Annotated in this window: 19 protein-coding genes and 1 pseudogene; 11 read left to right on the top strand and 9 right to left on the bottom strand. The window is 63.1% G+C overall.

Going from position 1 to position 19,998, the window contains the following annotated elements; translation table 11 throughout:
• Positions 1-331 precede the first annotated feature (331 nt).
• Positions 332-1,414: a calcium:cation antiporter gene (locus AC3WLT_RS24745; protein ID WP_492594312.1), complete on the top strand. Its 1,083-nt coding sequence runs from the start codon at positions 332-334 to the stop codon at positions 1,412-1,414.
• Positions 1,415-1,453: 39 nt separating this feature from the next.
• Here the strand turns inward: AC3WLT_RS24745 and AC3WLT_RS24750 are convergent, their stop codons facing one another.
• Positions 1,454-2,347, bottom strand: a complete 894-nt coding sequence (locus AC3WLT_RS24750; protein ID WP_492594313.1) for a LysR substrate-binding domain-containing protein — start codon at positions 2,345-2,347, stop codon at positions 1,454-1,456.
• Positions 2,348-2,787: 440 nt separating this feature from the next.
• Between AC3WLT_RS24750 and AC3WLT_RS24755 the strand changes: the two are divergent.
• From AC3WLT_RS24755 to AC3WLT_RS24770, 4 genes and pseudogenes are all read left to right on the top strand, one after another.
• Positions 2,788-2,994: pseudogene (locus tag AC3WLT_RS24755) on the top strand (TOBE domain-containing protein); the annotation flags it as partial.
• A gap of 45 nt (positions 2,995-3,039) precedes the next feature.
• Positions 3,040-3,858 (top strand): transporter substrate-binding domain-containing protein, encoded by an 819-nt coding sequence (locus tag AC3WLT_RS24760; protein WP_492594314.1) that lies wholly within the window; start codon positions 3,040-3,042, stop codon positions 3,856-3,858.
• 93 nt (positions 3,859-3,951) lie between these two features.
• On the top strand, positions 3,952-4,698 hold the full coding sequence (locus tag AC3WLT_RS24765; protein WP_492594315.1) for an amino acid ABC transporter permease: 747 nt from the start codon (positions 3,952-3,954) through the stop codon (positions 4,696-4,698).
• 2 nt (positions 4,699-4,700) lie between these two features.
• Complete coding sequence (locus tag AC3WLT_RS24770) at positions 4,701-5,357, top strand: amino acid ABC transporter permease (RefSeq protein WP_492594316.1); 657 nt, start codon at positions 4,701-4,703, stop codon at positions 5,355-5,357.
• A 73-nt stretch (positions 5,358-5,430) separates the two neighbouring features.
• Here the strand turns inward: AC3WLT_RS24770 and AC3WLT_RS24775 are convergent, their stop codons facing one another.
• From AC3WLT_RS24775 to AC3WLT_RS24785, 3 genes are all read right to left on the bottom strand, one after another.
• On the bottom strand, positions 5,431-6,711 hold the full coding sequence (locus AC3WLT_RS24775; RefSeq protein ID WP_492594317.1) for a cytochrome c: 1,281 nt from the start codon (positions 6,709-6,711) through the stop codon (positions 5,431-5,433).
• Between the two features lie 110 nt (positions 6,712-6,821).
• Positions 6,822-9,068, bottom strand: a complete 2,247-nt coding sequence (locus AC3WLT_RS24780) for a xanthine dehydrogenase family protein molybdopterin-binding subunit (protein ID WP_492594318.1) — start codon at positions 9,066-9,068, stop codon at positions 6,822-6,824.
• A gap of 1 nt (position 9,069) precedes the next feature.
• Entirely contained in the window at positions 9,070-9,525 is a 456-nt protein-coding gene (locus tag AC3WLT_RS24785) for a (2Fe-2S)-binding protein (protein WP_492594319.1), read from the bottom strand.
• 453 nt (positions 9,526-9,978) lie between these two features.
• On the opposite strand from AC3WLT_RS24785, the gene AC3WLT_RS24790 reads away from it, so the two are divergent.
• On the top strand, positions 9,979-10,377 hold the full coding sequence (locus AC3WLT_RS24790; RefSeq protein ID WP_492594320.1) for a hypothetical protein: 399 nt from the start codon (positions 9,979-9,981) through the stop codon (positions 10,375-10,377).
• A 400-nt stretch (positions 10,378-10,777) separates the two neighbouring features.
• Entirely contained in the window at positions 10,778-11,596 is an 819-nt protein-coding gene (locus AC3WLT_RS24795) for an alpha/beta fold hydrolase (RefSeq protein WP_492594321.1), read from the top strand.
• 10 nt (positions 11,597-11,606) lie between these two features.
• On the opposite strand, the gene AC3WLT_RS24800 is transcribed toward AC3WLT_RS24795, so the two are convergent.
• Together AC3WLT_RS24800 and AC3WLT_RS24805 are read right to left on the bottom strand one after the other, a co-directional pair.
• A complete protein-coding gene (locus tag AC3WLT_RS24800) occupies positions 11,607-12,554 on the bottom strand; it encodes a peptidoglycan DD-metalloendopeptidase family protein (RefSeq protein ID WP_492594322.1) in 948 nt (315 codons plus the stop codon).
• A gap of 532 nt (positions 12,555-13,086) precedes the next feature.
• Complete coding sequence (locus tag AC3WLT_RS24805) at positions 13,087-13,503, bottom strand: hypothetical protein (RefSeq protein WP_492594323.1); 417 nt, start codon at positions 13,501-13,503, stop codon at positions 13,087-13,089.
• 188 nt (positions 13,504-13,691) lie between these two features.
• Here AC3WLT_RS24805 and AC3WLT_RS24810 point away from each other — a divergent pair, with 188 nt between their 5' ends.
• Positions 13,692-13,919, top strand: a complete 228-nt coding sequence (locus AC3WLT_RS24810) for a hypothetical protein (RefSeq protein WP_492594324.1) — start codon at positions 13,692-13,694, stop codon at positions 13,917-13,919.
• A 19-nt stretch (positions 13,920-13,938) separates the two neighbouring features.
• On the opposite strand, the gene AC3WLT_RS24815 is transcribed toward AC3WLT_RS24810, so the two are convergent.
• Positions 13,939-15,099, bottom strand: coding sequence for a porin (locus AC3WLT_RS24815; RefSeq protein WP_492594325.1), 1,161 nt, complete (start codon positions 15,097-15,099; stop codon positions 13,939-13,941).
• A gap of 562 nt (positions 15,100-15,661) precedes the next feature.
• Between AC3WLT_RS24815 and AC3WLT_RS24820 the strand changes: the two genes are divergently transcribed.
• Together AC3WLT_RS24820 and AC3WLT_RS24825 are read left to right on the top strand one after the other, a co-directional pair.
• Positions 15,662-16,783, top strand: coding sequence for an OpgC domain-containing protein (locus AC3WLT_RS24820; RefSeq protein WP_492594326.1), 1,122 nt, complete (start codon positions 15,662-15,664; stop codon positions 16,781-16,783).
• A 109-nt stretch (positions 16,784-16,892) separates the two neighbouring features.
• Positions 16,893-17,753 (top strand): alpha/beta hydrolase, encoded by an 861-nt coding sequence (locus AC3WLT_RS24825; protein WP_492594327.1) that lies wholly within the window; start codon positions 16,893-16,895, stop codon positions 17,751-17,753.
• Between the two features lie 49 nt (positions 17,754-17,802).
• Here AC3WLT_RS24825 and AC3WLT_RS24830 read toward each other — a convergent pair whose 3' ends face one another.
• Positions 17,803-18,882: an AI-2E family transporter gene (locus AC3WLT_RS24830; RefSeq protein ID WP_492594328.1), complete on the bottom strand. Its 1,080-nt coding sequence runs from the start codon at positions 18,880-18,882 to the stop codon at positions 17,803-17,805.
• 339 nt (positions 18,883-19,221) lie between these two features.
• Between AC3WLT_RS24830 and AC3WLT_RS24835 the strand changes: the two genes are divergently transcribed.
• Positions 19,222-19,509, top strand: a complete 288-nt coding sequence (locus tag AC3WLT_RS24835; protein ID WP_492594329.1) for a DUF3331 domain-containing protein — start codon at positions 19,222-19,224, stop codon at positions 19,507-19,509.
• A 59-nt stretch (positions 19,510-19,568) separates the two neighbouring features.
• Here the strand turns inward: AC3WLT_RS24835 and AC3WLT_RS24840 are convergent, their stop codons facing one another.
• On the bottom strand, positions 19,569-19,916 hold the full coding sequence (locus AC3WLT_RS24840; RefSeq protein WP_492594330.1) for a hypothetical protein: 348 nt from the start codon (positions 19,914-19,916) through the stop codon (positions 19,569-19,571).
• Positions 19,917-19,998: the final 82 nt, after the last annotated feature.

The raw sequence follows: 19,998 nt of genomic DNA on the forward strand, positions 1-19,998 counted from the left end.
CCGGTTGCTTCCCCAGCCGCAGGCATCCCCGCCGTTCAGCGCCGCCAGCGTTTCGGCACGAGAAACTGCACGGCATTTTCCGCGCGATTTTGCGGACCCCATCCATGAATGCAGCACGATTGCCGGCCGCCACGAAGCGGACGAATCTGTGTCATCGCCAGATATCGCCTGGACCGGCAAACACGCGACAAGAAAAAATCCTTTATAATTTAATATGTTAGATATCATTGTTGAGACGATAAGTTAGCATTTTCGCTCGCTGAAGCGGCAGACGCCGCTCGCCGGCGCCTGCCGCGCCCGTTAAATATAAGCATTAGAAAGGAAGTCCTGAATGACCACGCCCGCGACCGCTTTGCCCCGCTGGACCATCGCCGCGCCGTTCGTCGCGTGGATCGTGCTGGGCGTGGCATACGCCATGCCGGGCCATGCGGTGCTGCTCGCGCTGGTCGGAGCGGCGCTGTGCGGCGCGGTCTTCACGGCGGTTCATCATGCGGAAGTCGTCGCGCATCGGGTCGGCGAGCCGTTCGGCACGCTGGTGCTGGCGGTGGCCGTCACCGTGATCGAGGTCGCACTGATCGTTTCGGTGATGCTGAGCGCCGGCCCGGAAAAAGCCGGCCTCGCGCGCGACACGGTGTTCGCGGCGGTGATGATCGTCTGCAATGGGATCGTGGGCATCTGTTTGCTGGTGGGCGGCATCCGGCACCGCGAGCAGGACTTTCAGATTCGTGGCGCAAGCGCGGCGCTGGCAGTGCTCGCGTCGTTGTCGGTGCTGACCATGGTGATGCCCAATTACACGACCACCAGCGTCGGTCCGGTGCTGTCGCCGTCGCAACTGGCGTTCGCGGGGATCTCGTCACTGGTGCTGTACGGCGTGTTCGTGTTCGTGCAAACCGTGCGCCACCGCGACTATTTTCTCGCCGACGTGCCCGATGAAAACGTCCACGCGGCGCCGCCGAGCGTCGGCGCCGCGCTGGCGAGCGGCGGCTTGCTGATGGTGTGCCTGGTTGCCGTCGTGTTGCTGGCGAAGGTGTTGTCGCCGGTGGTCGAAAGCGCGGTGAAGGACGCGGGCGCGCCGCCGGCGGTGGTCGGCATCGTGATCGCGGCGCTGGTGCTGCTGCCTGAAGGTCTCGCTGCGGTGCGCGCGGCGCGTGCCGACCGCTTGCAGAACAGCCTGAATCTCGCGCTCGGATCGGCGCTCGCCAGTATCGGCTTGACCATTCCGACCGTCGCCGTGGTGTTTTTGTGGAGCGGTCAGCCGCTCGTGCTGGGCATCGACGGCAAGGAAACCGTGCTGCTGGTTCTCACGCTGCTGGTCGGCACGCTCACGCTCAGCACCGGCCGCACCACGATTCTGCAAGGCGCGGTGCATCTGTCGCTGTTCGCGGCCTATCTGTTTATGTCGTTCGCGCCCTGACGGCGCGGCGTCGCAGAACGAAGGTCCGGGCGAGCAAACCTACTCGTCCCAATGCGCCGCGATCCAGTCGCGAAACAGATTCAGCTTCTGCTGATGCGCGACTGAGTCGGGATAAACGAAGTAATAGCGCCACCCGGTCTTGAGCACGGTCTCGAACGGCCGCACCAGACGCTTGGCCGCGACATCCTCGTCGATCAGCGCGAGATCGCTGATGGCCACGCCAAAGCCCTGCAACGCGGCGTTGGTCGCCATATCGAGCGTATCGAAGCTCGGGCCGTGTTCGGCGTCGATACCCTGCGTGTTCGCGGCATCCAGTTCGGTCACCTTGGCGAGCCACATTTTCCAGTCGCGATGATCGCGCGTGGGATGCAGCAGCGTGTGGCGCGCCAGATCGGCGACCTGCGCCAGCGGCTTATCCTTCAGCAGATCGGGCGCGCACACCGGCGTCAAACGCTCCTCGAACAACGGCACCGTCTGCACATCCACGCCCGGCGACGATCCATAGATGATCGCCGCGTCGAACGGCTCGAGCTGGAAATCGACGTCATGCTGCCAGGTGGTGGTGATCTGCACATGCAGATCGGGATACTCGGACTGGAAGCGCATGATCTTCGGCAGCATCCAGCGCATCACGCAGGTCGGCACTTTCAGCGCGAGATCGGTGCGCTGGCGCGTGAGGCGCAGCGAAATCTCCTCAATCCGCGCGAAGCTCTCTTTCACTGCCGGCAGCAGCAATTCGCCTTCGGCGGTGAGCGTCAAACCCTTCGCATGACGCTTGAAGAGCGGGAACTTGTAGTAATCCTCGAGCGCGATGATTTGCCGGCTGACCGCGCCTTGCGTCAGACACAGATGAGCGGCGGCGCGCGTAAAGCTGCGGTGCCGCGCAACGGTTTCGAAAATCTGCAGCGCATTGAGCGGCGGAAGACGTCGCATTGAAATAGTCCAGGATCAGGAAAAATCATTGCGGGGACGAATGGCGCTGCATGCCGCCACGCCCGCTGAGCCCACAGCATACGCGAATCGAAATTTCCACACGAGCCGGCACAAGTCCGGGGGCATGCACTCTGCTCATGTCACAACCCCGGTTCGAGGTTCGGCGCGGCGTCTTGCACCGACGCTGGGCAAAGGTCCCCGCCTGCCGCACCAGAACCGAGCTTTCCTCATACCTCCACAGATGCCCGCCCACGTAAAAATCATGGATGTTAACCCGCATGCGCCACTGCATCGGCGCTCCTGCTGCGTCAAACGAACCCGCCACGAGCATCGCGCAACGGCTCACGCATGAGATTACGTCATGGACTCCATGCGCATATTTCGTTTGTTGGAGGATTTTGGCAAACCTAGAGTGCCTCCACACGCAACACTCTGGCAACGATGCCGGGCCGAATCGCCTCGCGGGCACGGTGACGTTTATCCGCGACGTCGGCGCCTCGCTCGAAGCAACGCTCGATTGCACCGGCTTCACGCTGACAGCCGCGACGACGCCGCGCGAAACGCCGGGGCTCGCGCTCGGCATGCCGGTGCACGCGGAATTGCCACCGCATGCGTGCAAACTGATCGCCGCCCGCGCTGCCCATTGAAATCCGCTTATTAAAACCACCGACGTTTTCGACAGAGGAACGACCATGAACCAGACTGCCAAATCAACCACTCGCCGCGTGTTCGCCACGCTCGCCGCGACCCTGGCCTTCACGGGCCTCGGCGCGCTGTGCGCTTTTCCGTCGGCCGCCCATGCCGATGCGCTCGACACGATCGCCAGGTCCGGCACGGTGCGCATCGGCGTATTCGAAGACTACCCGCCGTTCGGTTCGATCGGCCCGGACATGAAGCCGATGGGCTACGACATCGACGTCGCCAACCTGATCGGCCGTGCGCTCAACGCCAAGGTCGAACTCGTCCAGGTGACGGGCGACAACCGCATGGCCTACCTTGCCGATCACAAGGCGGACATGCTGCTGTCGGTCGGCCAGACGCCGGAACGTGAAAAGGTGATCGACTTCTCGCAGCCGTACGCCCCCTACTACCTCGCCGTCTTCGGCTCGAAAACCCTGACCGTGAAAAACGCCACCGACCTCGCCGGCAAGTCGATTTCGGTCGCGCGCGGCACGCTGGAGGACCTGAGCGTCAGCAAGATCGCGCCGCCCAGCGCGAACATCAAACGTTTCGACGATCCGAACGGCGCAATTTCGGCATTTATTTCTGGTCAGGTACAGTTGATGGTGGTCGGCAACGACGTCGGTGCGACGATCCTCGCGCGCCATCCGGCGAACGATCCGGAGCAGAAGTTTTCGCTGTTCAGCTCCCCGGATCACGTCGGTTTGAACAAGAACGAGCCGCGTCTGAAGCAGAAAATCGACGAGACGATTGCCAGGGCCCGCAAGGACGGCACGATGAACGCGATTTCGCAGAAATGGCTGCGCGCCCCGCTGCCGGCCGACCTCTAAACCTTTTTTGCGCGGACTGGCCTGCCGGTCCCCCAAGGGGACTTCCTTCGGGGCGTCCGCGCTGGAGTTTGACCTCACGATGAGCGCCACGCCATGACCTATGCGTTCGATTTCAGCGGCTTCGGCCTCTATGCGGGGATGCTTGCGCGCGGCGTAGCCGTGACCTTGGGGCTCACGGCCGTGTCCACCCTGCTCGGCGGGCTGGTCGGGATTGCCGGCGCGAGCGTCGCGGTGGCTGGGCCGAAGTGGGCGCGCTGGGTGGTCGCGAGCTATGTCGAGCTGATCCGCAACACGCCTTTCATCGTGCAGTTGTTCTTTGTCTTCTTCGGCTTGCCGAGCCTCGGCATTCATATCGACGAAATCCAGGCCGCGATTCTGGCGATGACCGTCAATCTCGGCGCCTACGCGATCGAGATCGTGCGCGCCGGCATCGATTCGATTTCGCGCGGCCAGGTGCAGGCGGCGCAGGCGCTTGGCCTGCATGGCCGCCAGGTGTTTCGCTATGTCGTGCTGCCGCAGGCGGTCGCCAATGTGTTTCCGGCGCTGCTGAGCCAGGTGCTGATCGTGATGCTCGGCTCGGCTGTCGTGTCGCAGATCTCAGTGCCCGATCTGACCTACGCGGCCAACTTCATCCAGTCGCGCAACTTCCGCTCGTTCGAAAGCTACGTGATCATCACCGCCACTTACCTGCTGCTGTCGATCCTGTTGCGGCAATTATTGAACCGATTTGGACGCGGACTGTTCGCCGGCCGCGCAGCGCGAGGCGCCGGCAGCGCGCCGCGCAACTGGCGCACGCGCTTCGCCTGGCGCGGCGCACGCGCTCTGCCGACGGAGCGTTGATCATGGTCGAATTCACGCTGTGGGACATCGCCCGCAATCTGCTGCTTGCCGCCCGCTGGACAGTGTTGCTGTCGTTGATCGCGTTTGTCGGCGGCGGCATCGTCGGGCTGCTGTTGTTGGCGATGCGCGTTTCGCCGTTGCCGTGGCTGCGCCGCATCGTCGTGGTGTACGTCGAAGTGTTTCAGGGCACGCCGCTCCTGATGCAGCTGTTTCTCGCGTTCTTCGGGCTGCCGTTGCTCGGCGTCGACGTGTCGCCCTGGGTCGCGGCGGCCGTCACGCTGACGCTTTATACGAGCGCGTATCTAGTCGATATCTGGCGCGGCTGTGTCGAAGCGGTGCCGCGCGGCCAGTGGGCAGCCGGCGCCAGTCTCGGCATGACGTTCAGTCAGCAACTGCGCTATATCGTGTGGCCGCAGGCGCTGAAAATCGCGGTTGCGCCGACGGTCGGCTTTCTCGTGCAAGTGGTGAAAAGCACCGCGCTTGCGTCGATCATCGGCTTCACCGAGTTGACCAAGACCGGCACGATGATCACCAATGCCGCGTTCCGGCCGTTCCCGATCTACGGCTTGGTCGCGATGATTTACTTCGCGATGTGCTTCCCGTTGACGTGGTATGCGCGAGTGCTGGAGAAGCGGCAGAAGATCGGGCAGCATCGGTGATCGATTTGCGGCTATGAAAAAAGCGGCAACCGTTCTACACGGTTGCCGCTTTTTTTTTGCCTATTTGGCGTGATTACCGCGCTGCTTGCGTCGACTTCCGCAGCTTCGCCACGTCTTCCGCGCTCACCGCCGGCGCACCGTTGTTCCACCCGGCGCGCACGAACGTCAGCACGTCGGCGATCTGCCGATCGTTGAGCACCGGCGCGTACTTCGGCATCGGGTACGGCGCGGGAATACCGCCGATCACCAGATCGCCCGTGCCGTTCAGCGTCACGTTGATCAGCGACGACGGGTCCTTCTCCAGCACGTTCGGATTACCGGCCAAAGGCGCCAGCATCGGCGCGAAGCCTCGTCCATCGACACCGTGACAGTGCATGCAATACGCCGTGTAGACGCGCGCACCGGCATCGTTCGCGGGACGGTTCAACGACACCTTCGTGGTCCGCGGATCGTAGGTGTAAGGCGCCGCGCCCGTGCCGCCCGCCGGCGGCAACGACTTCAGATACGTCGTCATCGCGGCGATGTCGGTGTCGTTCATGGCCTGCGTGCTGTTGTTGATCACGCTGGTCATCGAGCCGAACGCCGACGCATGGCGATTCGCGCCGGTCTTCAGGAACGCCGTCAGATCCTGCTCGTTCCAGCGGCCGAGACCGACGTTGTGTTCGCCGGTCAGGTTCGCCGCGAACCAGCCGTCGAGCAGGCCGCCGGTCAGGAAGGCGCTGCCGGATTCATCCAGCGCCTTCTCCTGGAACGCGATGCCGCGCGGCATGTGACACGAGCCGCAGTGCCCCAGGCCCTGAATCAGGTACGCGCCGCGATTCCACGCGACATCCTTGCCGGGCTTGTTCTGGTAGACGCCCTTCTCAAGAAACACCATGTTCCATATCTTCAACGGCCAGCGCATGTTCAACGGCCATTTGATGTCCGGCTCGCGATTCGCCTGCTGCACCGGTGCGACGCCGTTCATGAAAAACGCGTAGAGCGCCTTCATGTCGTCGTCGTTGACCTTGGCGTAGGACGGATACGGCATCGCCGGATACAGGTTGTGGCCGTCTTTCGCCACGCCTGCGCGCATCGCCCTCGCGAAGTCCTCCTCGGTGTAACTGCCGATGCCGGTGGCCGGATCGGGCGTGATGTTGGTCGTGTAGATCTGGCCCATCGGCGTGGTCATCGGCAGGCCGCCCGCGAACGGCTTGCCCTTCGGCGCCGAATGACAGGCCACGCAATTGCCGACTTTCGCGAGATACGCGCCGCGTTGCACCAGCGCCTGGTCGGCGGCGCGCGCCGAAGCCGGCGTCAGGAACGGCAGCGCCACGCACAGCGCCGCACCAAAACCCTTGAGGGTGTTTTTCATGTCAGGCTCCTGTCGATCGGAGTTAGCGCTTTAGCGCTTACTCCGATCCCATGCAAAGCTGTCGATCGGAGTTAGCGCTTTAGTGCTTACTCCGATCCCATGCAAAGCTGTCAGGCAGTTTGCAGTTGGCTGCCGACCGGCAATTGCCGCAGCCGCTTGCCGGTGGCCGCATAGATCGCGTTCGCGAGAGCGGGCGCGAGCGCCGCCGTGCCCGGCTCGCCGATGCCGCCGGGCGCCTCGCTGCTCTTCACGATATGCACCTCGATGGCCGGCGTCTGATCGATGCGCAGCATCCGGTAGTCGGTGAAATTGCTCTGCTCGACGCGGCCGTCCTTGATCGTGATCTCGCTATAAAGCGCCGCCGTGATGCCGAAGATGATGCCGCCCTGCACCTGCGCTTCCACCGTGTTCGGATTGACCACCATGCCGCAGTCGACCGCGCACACCACGCGCTTCACCGTCACCTCGCCCTTGTCGACCGTGACATCGGCGACCATCGAGAAGAAGCTGCCGAACGCGTGCATCACCGAGACGCCGCGCCCTTGCCCCTTCGGCACCGCCTTGCCCCAGTTCGCGGCCTGCGTCGCGGTGTTGAGCACATTCAGCGCGCGCGGCGTCTTGCCGAGCAGGCCCTGACGATATTTGACCGGATCGATCTTCGCCTGCGCGGCCAGTTCGTCGATGAAACTCTCGACCACGAAGGTGCCGCGTGTCGGGCCCACGCCGCGCCAGAAGGCAGTCGGTACCATATGCGGCTCCTGACGCACGTAGTCGACCAGCTGATTCGGCAAGTCGTACGGCAGGTCCGCGGCGACTTCGACGGCATCCGGATCGAGTCCGTTCCTGAACGCGGGCGGCGCGAAGCGCGCCAGAATCGACGAGCCCACAATCCGGTGCTGCCATGCGATCGGCTTGCCGTTCGCGTCGAGCCCGGCGGAAATCCTGTCGTAGTAATAAGGCCGGTACATGTCGTGCTGGATGTCCTCTTCGCGCGTCCAGACGACCTTCACCGGCGTCGACACCTGTTTGGCGACCTTCACTGCCTGCGTCACCATATCGAACTCGAGCCGCCGGCCGAAGCCGCCGCCGATCAGATGGTTGTGCACGACGATCTTCCCGGCCGGCAAACCGGTCACGGCGACAGCGGCATCCACCACCCGCGTCGGCACTTGCGAGCCGAGCCAGATATCGCAGCCGTCCGGCCGCACGTGGACCGTGCAATTGATCGGCTCCATCGTGGCGTGGGCGAGGAATGGCTGCTGATAGACCGCATCGACGCGTGTCTTCGCGTTCGAAAACGCGTTGCCGACGTCGCCATCTTTACGCGCCACCGCGCCGCTGCGCTGCGACGCATCGGCGAGATCGTCGACGATCTGCTTCATCGAGAGATTCGCGCCCGCGCCTTCGTTCCACTTGATATCGAGCGCCTGCACGCCGCGTTTGGCCGCCCACGTGTGGTCGCCGATCACGGCCACGGCATTGTCGATCCTGACGACCTGGCGCACGCCGGGAATCTTCTTCGCGTTGGTGTCGTCGACGCTCGCGAGGGTGCCGCCGAACACCGGGCAGTTCGCGATCGCCGCGTAGACCATGTCCGGCACGCGTACGTCGAGGCCGAACATGGCGGTGCCGTCGACCTTCTCCGGCGAGTCGAGGCGCTTGACCGGCGTGCCGATCAGCTTGAAATCTTTCGGGTCCTTGAGCTTGACGTTTTGCGGCGCGGGCAGTTTCGCGGCGGCCCCGGCCAATTGCCCGTAGCCGATGCGGCGATTGCTGGCCGCGTGAATCACCTGGCCTGCCTGCGCATGGCAGCTGGCCGGATCCACCTGCCACTGCTGCGCGGCGGCGCTGATCAAGACGGTGCGCGCGGCCGCGCCGGCGCGGCGCATCGGCTCCCACGCATAACGGATCGACGTCGAGCCGCCGGTGAGCTGGCCGCCGAGCAGCGGGTCCATGAAGAGCTTTTCGTTCGGCGGCGCATGGTCGAGCGTGACCGAGTCGAGCGGCACTTCGAGTTCTTCGGCGATCAGCATCGGGATCGACGTATAGACGCCCTGGCCCATCTCGACCTTCGGAATCACCAGTGTGACCTTTCCCGCCGTGTCGATCTGGATGAACGCGTTCGGCGCGAACACGCCGTTTTGCGGCGCTTCATTGCCGTCGCCGCCGATCACCGATTTGCCGGCTTTCTGGTCCTGGCTGACCGCCGGCATGCTGAAGCCGAGCAGCAAGCCGCCGCCCGTCGCCGCGCCCACCGTCACGCCGAATTTCAGGAACGTGCGGCGCGTGATGCCACCACTCTGGCCGCCCTTCGACGGCTGCGCGCCGTTTTGTGCATCGAGCAATCCCTGGGACATGTCAGGCCCCCTTCGCGGCTTGCTTGATCGCCGCGCGGATGCGGTTGTAGGTCCCACAGCGGCAGATGTTGCCGGCCATGGCGGCGTCGATGTCCGCGTCGGTGGGATTCGGGTTGCTTGCCAGCAGCGATGCCGCCGACATCACCTGCCCCGACTGACAGTATCCGCATTGCACGACATCCAGTTGACGCCATGCCTGCTGGACCTTCTGCCCGGCCGGCGTGTTGCCGACCGCTTCGATAGTGGTGATCTTCCTGTCGCCGACCGCGGACGCCGGCAGCACGCACGAGCGCACCGCGACGCCGTCGAGATGCACGGTGCACGCGCCGCATTGGGCGATGCCGCAACCGAACTTGGTGCCGGTCAAGCCAACGATGTCGCGCAAGACCCACAGCAAGGGCATGTCGGGCGGTGCGTCGACGGTATGGGTCTGGCCGTTGATGTTAAGCGTTGTCATGGGCGGCTCCGAGTGGGATTTATTGTTTATCAGGCTGTTTAGACGGGGACGTTGAACCAAAACGCAAAGACGTGCCGTATTTATTCGACAAGCCGTACTAATACGCGATGGGGCTGGCGTGCGATTGAAGCGGAAGATCTGCGCAGCGCGATGGCGCCGTGCGAGACGAGGAAATTGTAGCCGCCGCGAAAGAAGTTCGCCGCGAGGCTGCACATGCTGGTGCGCGGACAAGCGCCCTGCCTCATCGCGAGCCGAAGCTGAAACGGGGTTCAAATCAATGCGTTACCGTCGGCTCAACGGCTCGCGCCCACGCAGCGCAGGCGATTGCTGAATTGTTCCTGATTCATTGTTGAGCGATTTTGTTAGCATGGGTATGGCTTGACCCGATCAGCCGGTTTGATCCGGTCTGACTGTCTGACAGAAGCGCGACGGAAACGCGAAAGGAGCAGCACGATGAACGACCAGCAAAACATTCAATTCCTCTCGGAGATTCGCCGACCGCTATTGACGCTGCATAAGGCGATTCTCGATCACGAACGCGCCTCGTATGAAAAGGAATTCGGTCCGGTAACGCCCGCGGCATTCCTGCAAGTGCTCATCAACGGTTCGGCGTTTCGCTGGCTCACGCCGCTATCCACCGTCATCGCAAACGTCGACGAGATTCTCGACGATAAAGAGGCCGACTCGGCCGACCGGCTCGCCGCGGTCGAAGCGGTCACGGGGCTCTTTTCTCCTAATCAGCCCAACAATGCTTTTCTGCCGCGCTATCTGCCGCTGTTGCAGGCCGATCCGGCGATCCTGCATCACCACGGCGAGGTTTCGCAACTGCTGCGCGGCACTGAAACGAAGTAGCCGGCTGCGCTACTCATCCGCTTCGTCGAGATGGGCCGAAGACGCCTTCGGCTCCCGAATTCCCTCACCATTGCAGAACGCGCGTTCTGGCCTGTCAAGCGTCGTCCACTGCAGCGCGGAATCGGCCTGCCCCGCGTGATTACCAGGCTTTCCGGCACCGGCCGACGCAACAACACCTTATTTCAAGGCAATTTGTGCCCGATTCGTAATAGTTCGCTGTACCGACGCTGCCCGCAAGTCGATCGGCCAGCGCGATGCATGACAATCCCTGGCTTTGCTGAATAAATTAAAGGTGAGGTTTTGCGGGAGGCATGCAGCGAATGCGCGACGACGCAAGCCGATCGACACACGTTGCATGGGCCTGTTAAGGTAAGCGGACTTTTTCGCGATACTCTCTGCTATGAAAAACTGGCCGCTCACCGAAAGCTATACGTTCCGTGCTCAAACCGTGCGCTTTCATGTAACCGGCAACGGTCCGCCGCTGGTGCTGATTCATGGCACACCGTTTTCTTCGTACGTGTGGCATCGCATCGCCCCGCATCTCGCGCAGATTCGCACTGTCTATTACTACGACCTGCTCGGCTACGGCCAATCGCAACAGTGCGACGGTCAGGACGTATCGCTCGGCGTGCAGAATGTTCTGCTGGCGGAATTGCTCGCGCATTGGCAACTGAAGAGCCCGGACGTCATTGCCCATGACTTCGGCGGCGCGACTTCGTTGCGCGCGCATCTGATCGACGGCTGCGACTATCGCAGCCTTACGCTGATCGATCCGGTCGCCGTCGCGCCGTGGGGTTCGCCGTTCGTTCGGCACGTGCGCAAGCACGGCGACGCGTTCGCCAGACTGCCGCCTTATATCCACGAAGCGGTGGTGAAAGCGTATGTGTGTGGCGCCATCGCACGCGATATTCCGGACGAAGAACTCGCGCCTTACGTGACGCCGTGGCTCGGCGAAACCGGACAAGCCGCGTTTTACCGGCAGATCGCGCAAATGGACCAGCGCTACACCGACGAAGTCGAAGCGCGCTATCCGCAGGTGCGCTGTCCGACGCAAATCCTGTGGGGCGAAGAGGACCAATGGATTCCGCTGGAGCGCGGCCGCCAACTAGCCGGCGCGATACCGGAGGCGCGTTTTCAGGCGGTGCCGAAAGCCGGTCATCTGATGCAGGAAGATGCGCCCGAAGCGATTGTCGCGGCGGCGCTGCGCTGGTTGGATTAAATACCCAGGCTTAGCCGCGCCCTTGAGGCAAATAGGGCATCGGATCGATCGGCTTGCCGTCGCGGCGCAACTCGAAGCCCACGGAAACGCGCGAGTTCTTTTCGTCGCCCATCTCGGCGATCTGCTGCCCCTGCACCACGATGTCGCCGGTCTTGACCAGCAGCTTGCGGTTATGCGAGTAGGCGGTCAGAAAGTCCTTGTTGTGCTGGACTATGATCAGACTGCCGTAACCGTTCAGACCCGTGCCGGCATACATCACCTTGCCGTCGGCCGCAGCCCGCACCGGATCGCCCGCCTTGCCGCCGATCTCGATGCCGCGCGTTTCGCCAGGCTGGAAGCTCTCGACGACCTTGCCGCCCGCCGGCCATGCCAGCGAGACGCCTTTCGCGTGCCGCTGGGTCTGCTGCGCGACTTCGCGCGCATCGGCCGCGCCAGGCGCGGCCGGCTGAGCGGCGGCCGCCGACGCCGGGGCCGATGACGATTGAGCCGCAAGCGGCACAGCCGGCGCGGACGCAGCCGCAGCCTTGGCAGCAGTCGCCGCCGCGTTGGCCGCCCGCACGGTTTCCGGCGCTGCAAGGTGCAGCACCTGCCCCCTCTTCAGCCGCGAGGACGGCTTCAGGCCGTTCCATGCCTGCAACTGTCTGACACTGCAATTGTTACTCTGCGCGATGCGCGCCAACGTGTCGCCGCGCTTGACGCGATACATCAGCTGCGACGCCTTCTTGAGCGCCGCGTCATAATTGGCCTTTGCCTGCGCCGCGGCACCCGCATCGGACGCTGGCGTCGCCGAAGCCACGGGTGCACCCGAAGCTGCCGCGCCGGACGCAGCCGCTGCACTGGATGCCGTTTCCGTCTGCGCGCCCTGCTGCTCCACATTCGCACAACCGCTGACCGCCAGCGCAACCCATACGCCGGCCAAACTGGCCATCAGTGTTCTGTCGAAACGCTTTCCCAACATGTTCGACTCCTGCCTTATTCATTGGCGAGCCGGGGTGCCGGCGTGCCGCGAGCGATGCGCGCGTTCGTACGACGCGCTGCGATCCCTGCGACACGGCGAGGCCGCCTCGTGCGGCGCCCACCCAGGCCCTACCGTTTATTCAAATCCTGTTACCCCTGCGGGGTGCCCTAAAACCGGCGATCTTCCACGAAAAGGGCCAGATTGCCGATTAAAATCCAAGCGGAATTGTAAAATGCATTTTGCAAAAAACGCGCCGCGCCAAACACTCTGATACAAACCTTACGCACGGTATTGCGGCGGGCCGCTCTCTTGCGGCGTGGCACGCGGCGCCGCGAGGCGCCGTCGAAAGAGCCGGCAACGGCTCCGCCTCGACGACCGGACGATAACGTTTTCTTTAACGGCAAAGCGCCGCCAAAACTTGAATCGCCGGCCGCAGGCGAAGGCACGAGCGGACGAACAGCGCGAGGACGGCGGCGTGCGCCGATTGAGCGGAATTCAGCCAGAGGGGCTAGCGGCGAGGCTAGCTACGAGGCTAGCTATAGTACTGCCCCTGATAAAGCACATAGCCGACCGGATGATGTGTGAAGTGCAGCACCGGCAGCACGGGATTCTCGTTGTCGGCGGTCGGATAGGCGCTGGCGTCCGGAATGTATTCGCCTTGCGCCTCGATAGGCTGGCCGGCCTGCAAGCCCGGAATCTCCTGTGCCAGCCCCTCGCTGTCGCCGAAACGCACGGCGACGAATACTTCGGTGCCCACCAGATTCTGCGTACCGCCTTCGAACTTCACGACCTTGTCGATCTTGATGACGAAGTGCTGGTGATTCGCGCCGTGGTGGTTGTCCGGACTGGCGAACACCTTGGTGATCGTGCCTTGCACGCAAGCCAGCGGCGCGCCCAGCGAATGAACGTAACGATGATGAGGAAGGATCTGCGTCGCGCGATTGCTCATGAAGTCTCCAGGAAGGGAATCAGGTTTTCTGCGGCGAAACGTGGCGCCGTTGCACACGCCATTACACGCGCGGTGACATGCACCTGCAAAAGCTGCCTTCGGCGCGATACCATTTGAGCGGCCCATCGCATGCGAGTTCATCGCGCGCACTCACAGCAGACAACGCAGGAGACAACGCAGGAGACGATATGACACGGCCCGTGGAATCGAAAATCATCAACACTCGCATTGCCCGCGATTGGCGCGACGTCTACGCATTCGCGTCGCCACCCGAGGCGTTCCCGAAATGGGCGTCCGGACTCGGCAAACCGCTGCGTCATGAAGGCGCGGTCTGGGTGTTCGAAGGCAATGAAGGTCTGGTGTCGGTGCGCTTCTCGGACACCCACCAGAGCGCGGCCGATGAACCCGGCCGATGAACGCGCCAAGAGCCCGCCGCTAGAACTTATGCCGTATCGCCGCCCGCACCACGACCTGCCTCGACGTCGATGAAGGCCCCTGGGTGCCGGGCGTAAATGCCTCGTCGAGTATCGAATACGTCGGGTCGCCGGTAACCTGCTGATACTCGCCCTGAATGTACAGGTCGGTGCGCTTGGACAAGTTGTAATCCGCCATCAGGCCGAACGAGTGGATTCTCGGCTTCACGCCGCCGCTCGACGCGTCGTAGGTTTCCATCGTGTACACATACTGGGCGCCGACGAACAGCATCGGCGAGATCTGATACTTGCCGTTCAACTCGAAGTTCTGGTATTTGAGCGAGTTCAGCAACACGCCGGGCGGCACCAGCGGGGTCACGCCGAGGTAGCCGTTGCCGGTCGGATCCAGGTAGTTCGAGTTGCTGTACGAAAAGCCCGCAGTGGCCGGGCCGAAGGTGTAGGTGATGCCGCCGCCGAACACACGCATGCGGGCGGCGATAAAGCTGGCGTCGTTCGCGGTGATTGCGCCGTTTGCGCCGTTGCCGGGGTTGTTGGCCTGCAGATACGCGGCGGCCACCAGCAGGCCGCCGTAGGCGTACTGGCCGCCGAAACTGTACGCGCGATTATTCGCGAAGTTCGTATCGTTGCTGAAGCTGTAGGTGCCGCCGAACTGGAAGCCGGAAATCTGCGGGCTGGTGTACTTGACCGTGTTGTCGAGGCGAAACGTGTTGTCGGTGTTGTCGTTATCGTAGGGATGCGAGAACAGCGCGCCGGCCCAGTTGCCATTGGCCGTGGTCTGCGCCAGATAGTCGACCACCGAGTCGTACTGACGGCCGAACGTCAATCCGCCGTACCGCTCCGCGCTCAGGCCGACAAAGGCCTGGCGGCCGAACATCCGGCCGCCCTGGCCGAGCCTGCCGGAATTGACGTCGAAACCGTTTTCCAGCTGGAAGATCGCTTTCAGGCCGCCGCCCAACTCCTCCGCGCCTCTCAGGCCCCAACGGCTGCCTTGCGCATAGCCGCTCGCCAGTTCATAGACATGGCCGCGGCCGACATTGTTGGTGTAGTTGATGCCTTCATCGAGGACACCGTACAAGGTCACGCTGGTCTGCGCGAACCCGGGCACGGCAAATGTGGCGGACACAGCGGCGGAGACAGCCAGCGCGAACACTTGCTTGTTCATGAAGATCTCCCTGCACTCGAGCAACGGGACTCGACCCGACCACCACTTTCTTATGACGCTCTGACAACGCCTTGATCAACCCCGACCTACTTTCAGGAAATCCTCACACGCCGATAGCTCGCCGTCCATCGGGTGTCGCTGCCTTATCTCAAAACGTTGCGAAATCTCCACGAGCACGCCTGGACGACTGTTGCAGCGACGCATATTCAGGTAGACGGCGCCGCGCCGACCGGAGTTAAGCCCGCCCTCCGACGCGGGACATAGGCCGGCGCCGCATGGCTGCAAGCAGCCTTGTCACACAAAGAAATATAATCGAAAGTTTTTGCGGCGCTGCAGCGGAACTCCCCGCATTCAAACGAGTCATTTTTACTGCCCCTGCAGCCGGACCACGTGTGCCGGCCCGAAAGCGGCGATGCGGATGGCCGCCCCGCGGATCGCGTATCCGCCGGGCGGCCGTCCGCCGTAGCACCCAATCCAATTCAAAAGCCTTGTGAGACGCCCGCCGCGCTGGACTAGCGCGCCGTCGCATGAGGCTGCCTGTTGCATGACCTGGCGCCACACAATGCAAAAGTCGCAATCCCGTTTCATCGAGCTCGATTTTTTTCGCGGGCTAGTTCTACTGATCATCGTCGTCGACCACATTGGCGGCAGCATTCTGTCGCGTGTCACGCCGCATGCGTACGCGTTATGCGATGCCGCCGAGGTGTTCGTGTTCCTCGGCGGCTTCGCTACCGCGACCGCCTATGCCGCGCTGGCCGAACGACGTACCGAGGCGATCGCGCGCAGCCGCTTCCTGCGGCGCTCGCTGGAGATCTATCGCGCGTTCCTTGTCACGGCCGGCTTGATGCTGCTGGTCAGCGCGGTGCTCACCGCGTTCAGCATCGACGGACCCAATCTCGCCACCACCGATCTCGACGATCTGATCGACGCGCCCGTGGACGCCTTGCGCGACATCCTGCTGTTTCGCCGTCAGCCGTATCTCGCTTCGGTGCTGCCGATGTACGCATTCTTCGCCCTGCTGGTGCCGATGATTCTGCCGCTCGCGCGCAGCAAGCCGTGGCTGTTGCTGGCGGGCAGCGTCGCGCTGTGGGCCGGCGTCCCGGCAATCGACGCCTATTTGCCGGCCGCACCGGACATGCATTGGGACTTCAATCCGTTCGCCTGGCAGCTCCTGTTCGTGCTCGGCGTGCTGGCGCGTTGCCAGCCGGTCTATCAGCGGATCAGCGCGCACCGTCTGGGCTGGCTCGTCAGCCTGCTGGCGCTCGCGGTGGTGGCCGCCGCGGCTTACTACAAGCTCTTCATTGAACGCGAACCGCTCGACGGAAGCCTCAAGCAAAACCTCTCATATCTGCGCGCGGTGAATTTCCTCGCGATTGCGTGGCTGGTCGCGAACCTGATCGAGCTTGGCTGGGCGAAGAAGCTCGCTCAATGGTTGCCGTGGGTCGGCATGATCGGCCGCAAGGGGTTGCTGTGTTTTATCGCCGGCTCGGTGATTTCGCTGGTCGTCGATTCAGTGCTGTATGCAGCCACCGACGGCTATCTGAACTATCCGCTCGGCCTCGTCGCAGACGCGTTCGCGGTCGGCGCGTTGTTCGCTGTCGCAAAAGCGTCCGAGCCGCTCACGCGCTTCTGCACCCGGCTTTTAAACCGGCTCGCTACCCTGCGCCTCGGCACCTCGCCCTGAGGACTACGCCGCTCGCGCCCGCGATCCTTCGCCGCGTTGCCGGCGCCCGCTTCCGATGCTGATAGCATGATGGCCGCGCGCGTCCTGCGCGCTCGTCTCCTACCCTGACATGCGTCTATTCCTACCCACTACGCTGCTTGTGCTGAGCGCTGCCGTCGGCGCGCCGGCTAGCGCCAGCACGGTCGTCAGCCGGACCTTCCATTCCGACGCGCTCGATCGCGACTGGGCCTACACGATCTATCTGCCGACCGGCTACCGCCACGACACCGCCCGCATTCCGGTGCTGTATCTCCTGCACGGCAATAACGGCAACGCCGGCGACTGGCTCATGCGAGGTCATCTGCAAGCCACCGCCGACACGCTGATCGAACGCAAGGAGATGCCGCCGGTCGCGATCGTGATGCCGCAAGGCGGCACGGATTGGTACGTCGATCGCAAGGAGAAGATGGAGACGGCTTTCTTCGACGATCTGCTGCCCGAGATCGAAGCCCACTATGCAGTCGCGACGCAGCGCGGCGGACGGATGATCGGCGGGGTGTCGATGGGCGGCTTCGGGGCGCTGCGCTATGCGATGACGCAACCCGAGCGCTTTTGCGGCGCGCTGCTGTTGAGCCCCGCGATCTATGTGAACGAGCCGCCGCCTGCTTCGGCTGCACGCCGTGTCGGCGTATTCGGAGACCGGCAATTCGATCCGCGGGTCTGGCATGCGCTCAACTATCCGGCGCAATGGGAACGCTATATGAACCGGCCGTACCGCCTGCCCATGTTCATCGCCGCCGGCGACGACGACCTCGCGATCCAGGCCGACGCGTCGTCGCTCTATACGCATCTTCGGCTGGCGGGCAATCCGGCGGCGCTGCGCATCATCGACGGCGGCCACACGTGGGACGTATGGAGCGCGTTGCTGCCGGCCGCGCTGAAATACACGCTCGGCTGCGTGAAGCCGGCTTCACACGATCGGGGTAAGTGACCTCGCGAGTCAGGTCTCTTTTCTGAATGCAGGAACAGCTCGCGTGCAACTATTGCACGAGATCGCTCCACAGCACCATCAGCACGGTCATGAGCGCGGGCCCGATGAACAGACCCAGCAGCCCGAACGTCTCCGCGCCGCCGAGAATGCCGAACAGCACCAGCAGGAACGGCAAACGCGTCGAGTTGCCGATCAGCACCGGCCGCACGAAATGCTCGGCGATGAACACCACGACAGAACCGAATACTGCAAGCCCGATGGCCGCGGTCACCGAGCCTTGCGCGAACAGCCACAAGGCCGCCAGGCCAAACGTGATCGGCGCGCAGAACGGCAGCATCGCGGCGATCGCCGTGACGAGTCCGAGCAACGCGGCATGCGGCAAGCCCGTGACGAAATAAGCGATGCCGAGCAACACGCCCTCGCCGACTCCAACCACGACCAGCCCTGACACCGTGCCGCGCACCGCCGCAGCCATCCGCTCGACGAGGCGCGCGCCGTCGTCGCCGAAGCCGCGCCGCACGCCTTTGAGAATCGAGCCGGACAGACGCGGCCCCGCCTGAAAAATCACGAACAGTGTGACCAGCATGAACGCGAACACCATCACGCCGTGCGCCACGCGCGCGCCGAAGTGCCGGCCGAGCGTCATCACCGTAGTGCTGTGCAGGCCGTTCATCGCCGGCGATTCGCGTAATGGCGGAGCGAGATTGGCCTGCCACCAGGTTGAAATCTGTTGCGCGCCGATGGGCAAGCGCTCAATCAGGCCCGGCATCGCAATGCCGTTTTCCTGCGCGCTTCTGAACCAGTCCGACAGGTCGCGGGCCTCGCGTAACGCTTGCGCGATGCCGACGCCGACCGGGAACACTACCAGCAAGGCAATCGCCAGCGTCAATAGCGCGGCGATCAGCGTGGTACGGCCGGTGAACCAGCGGCTTCCCTCCACCCTGCGCAACAACGGCCACAGAGCGATCGCGATGACGCTCGCCCAGGCCGCGACCGCAATGAAGTCCCGCACGACCCACAATGCCAGCAGCACCAGTGCCACGTACAACACGAGCGAAGCCGCTTTCTGCTTTTTCAGGCTGCCGGGTGTCGGCGATTCGGACGAAGCCGCCGGGGGGCGTGAAATCATGTGACCTCTTGTCGATAGGTGCGCGAGCCGACCTGAAAAAATGCAAACCCGCTACACTTGCATCGCACGGTCGCTCAACAATTTCCACATCTTAAAGGAAGCGCCGGCGCCCTCTACAGACGGCTCCTCTCGTCGCGTTGCGGACAACACTGCGTTGCAAAAATCCGCGCTATAGCAAAATCTGACTCGATCACGCCCGTAAAGCCCCGTGATTCCGGGTAAGTACGAATGTCAAGTTTCATTGTTGCTAATTGGAGAACAGTGTTTCAACCGCGGCACAATGGCTATCCGACGCGCACGAGACTACATTCGGCACACCACAACACGGAGCCGACCACGATGACCCTAGAGTCCATCCCCCTTGACGGTGCCAATGGCGCACGCATCGAGATTCTCGAGCGCTCCGACACGACGCTGGTGATCCGTTGGGTCGAGCCGGGGCGCTGCCACTACGGTGAGCAGCGGTGGCGCCGGCGGTCGGCGCATACTTCCGGCACCTGCGCTGTGTCGCGGCGGAAAATTCGTCGCGGCGACGCTGTTTTTAAACCGGCTGAGCGGCCGGCGCCTTCCAATGCTTCCGCAATGATTTCAGCCGAGGTGTTGTGCGCTCTCGCTGAAGAGGTCTGACGTTTTCTCTTTTCTGTTTTTCTGATCTGTTTTACTGGTGGTTCTCTGCGCGCGGAGCTTTATGTCTGCGCGCCTGCGGCGTTGCCTTTCCTTTCCCAGCCTTGCCTTGAGAGCGAAAGGAAGTCCTCTTGGGGCACAAAGAAAAATTGATGCCGCCCGCACAAGGGCAACGCCAATAAACCAATATAAAAAAGAACGACTAACGCCGAAAAAGCACAAAAGCATGCCACCGCCGCAAGCATACAAACAACCAGCGCCGCGAAGGCAAAAAACCCGAGCAAAGCCCGACACCGCCGGCACATAAACAAACCCGCCGGGAGGGTAAACAGCACAAGGCAGCTTCCTCCAATTGCGCCATCCAATTGCGCCCTTGCGCCGCGCATGCCGCCTGCGTTAATGTGGGCCACATTGCGTCATGTCACTGTGGCAGTCCCAAGCGTCACGCTATAGTAGTCCGCTCTCCCACCCACCGCGCCGCCCGCTTCGCTG

The organism is Paraburkholderia sp. FW306-2-2C-D06C (assembly GCF_058781505.1).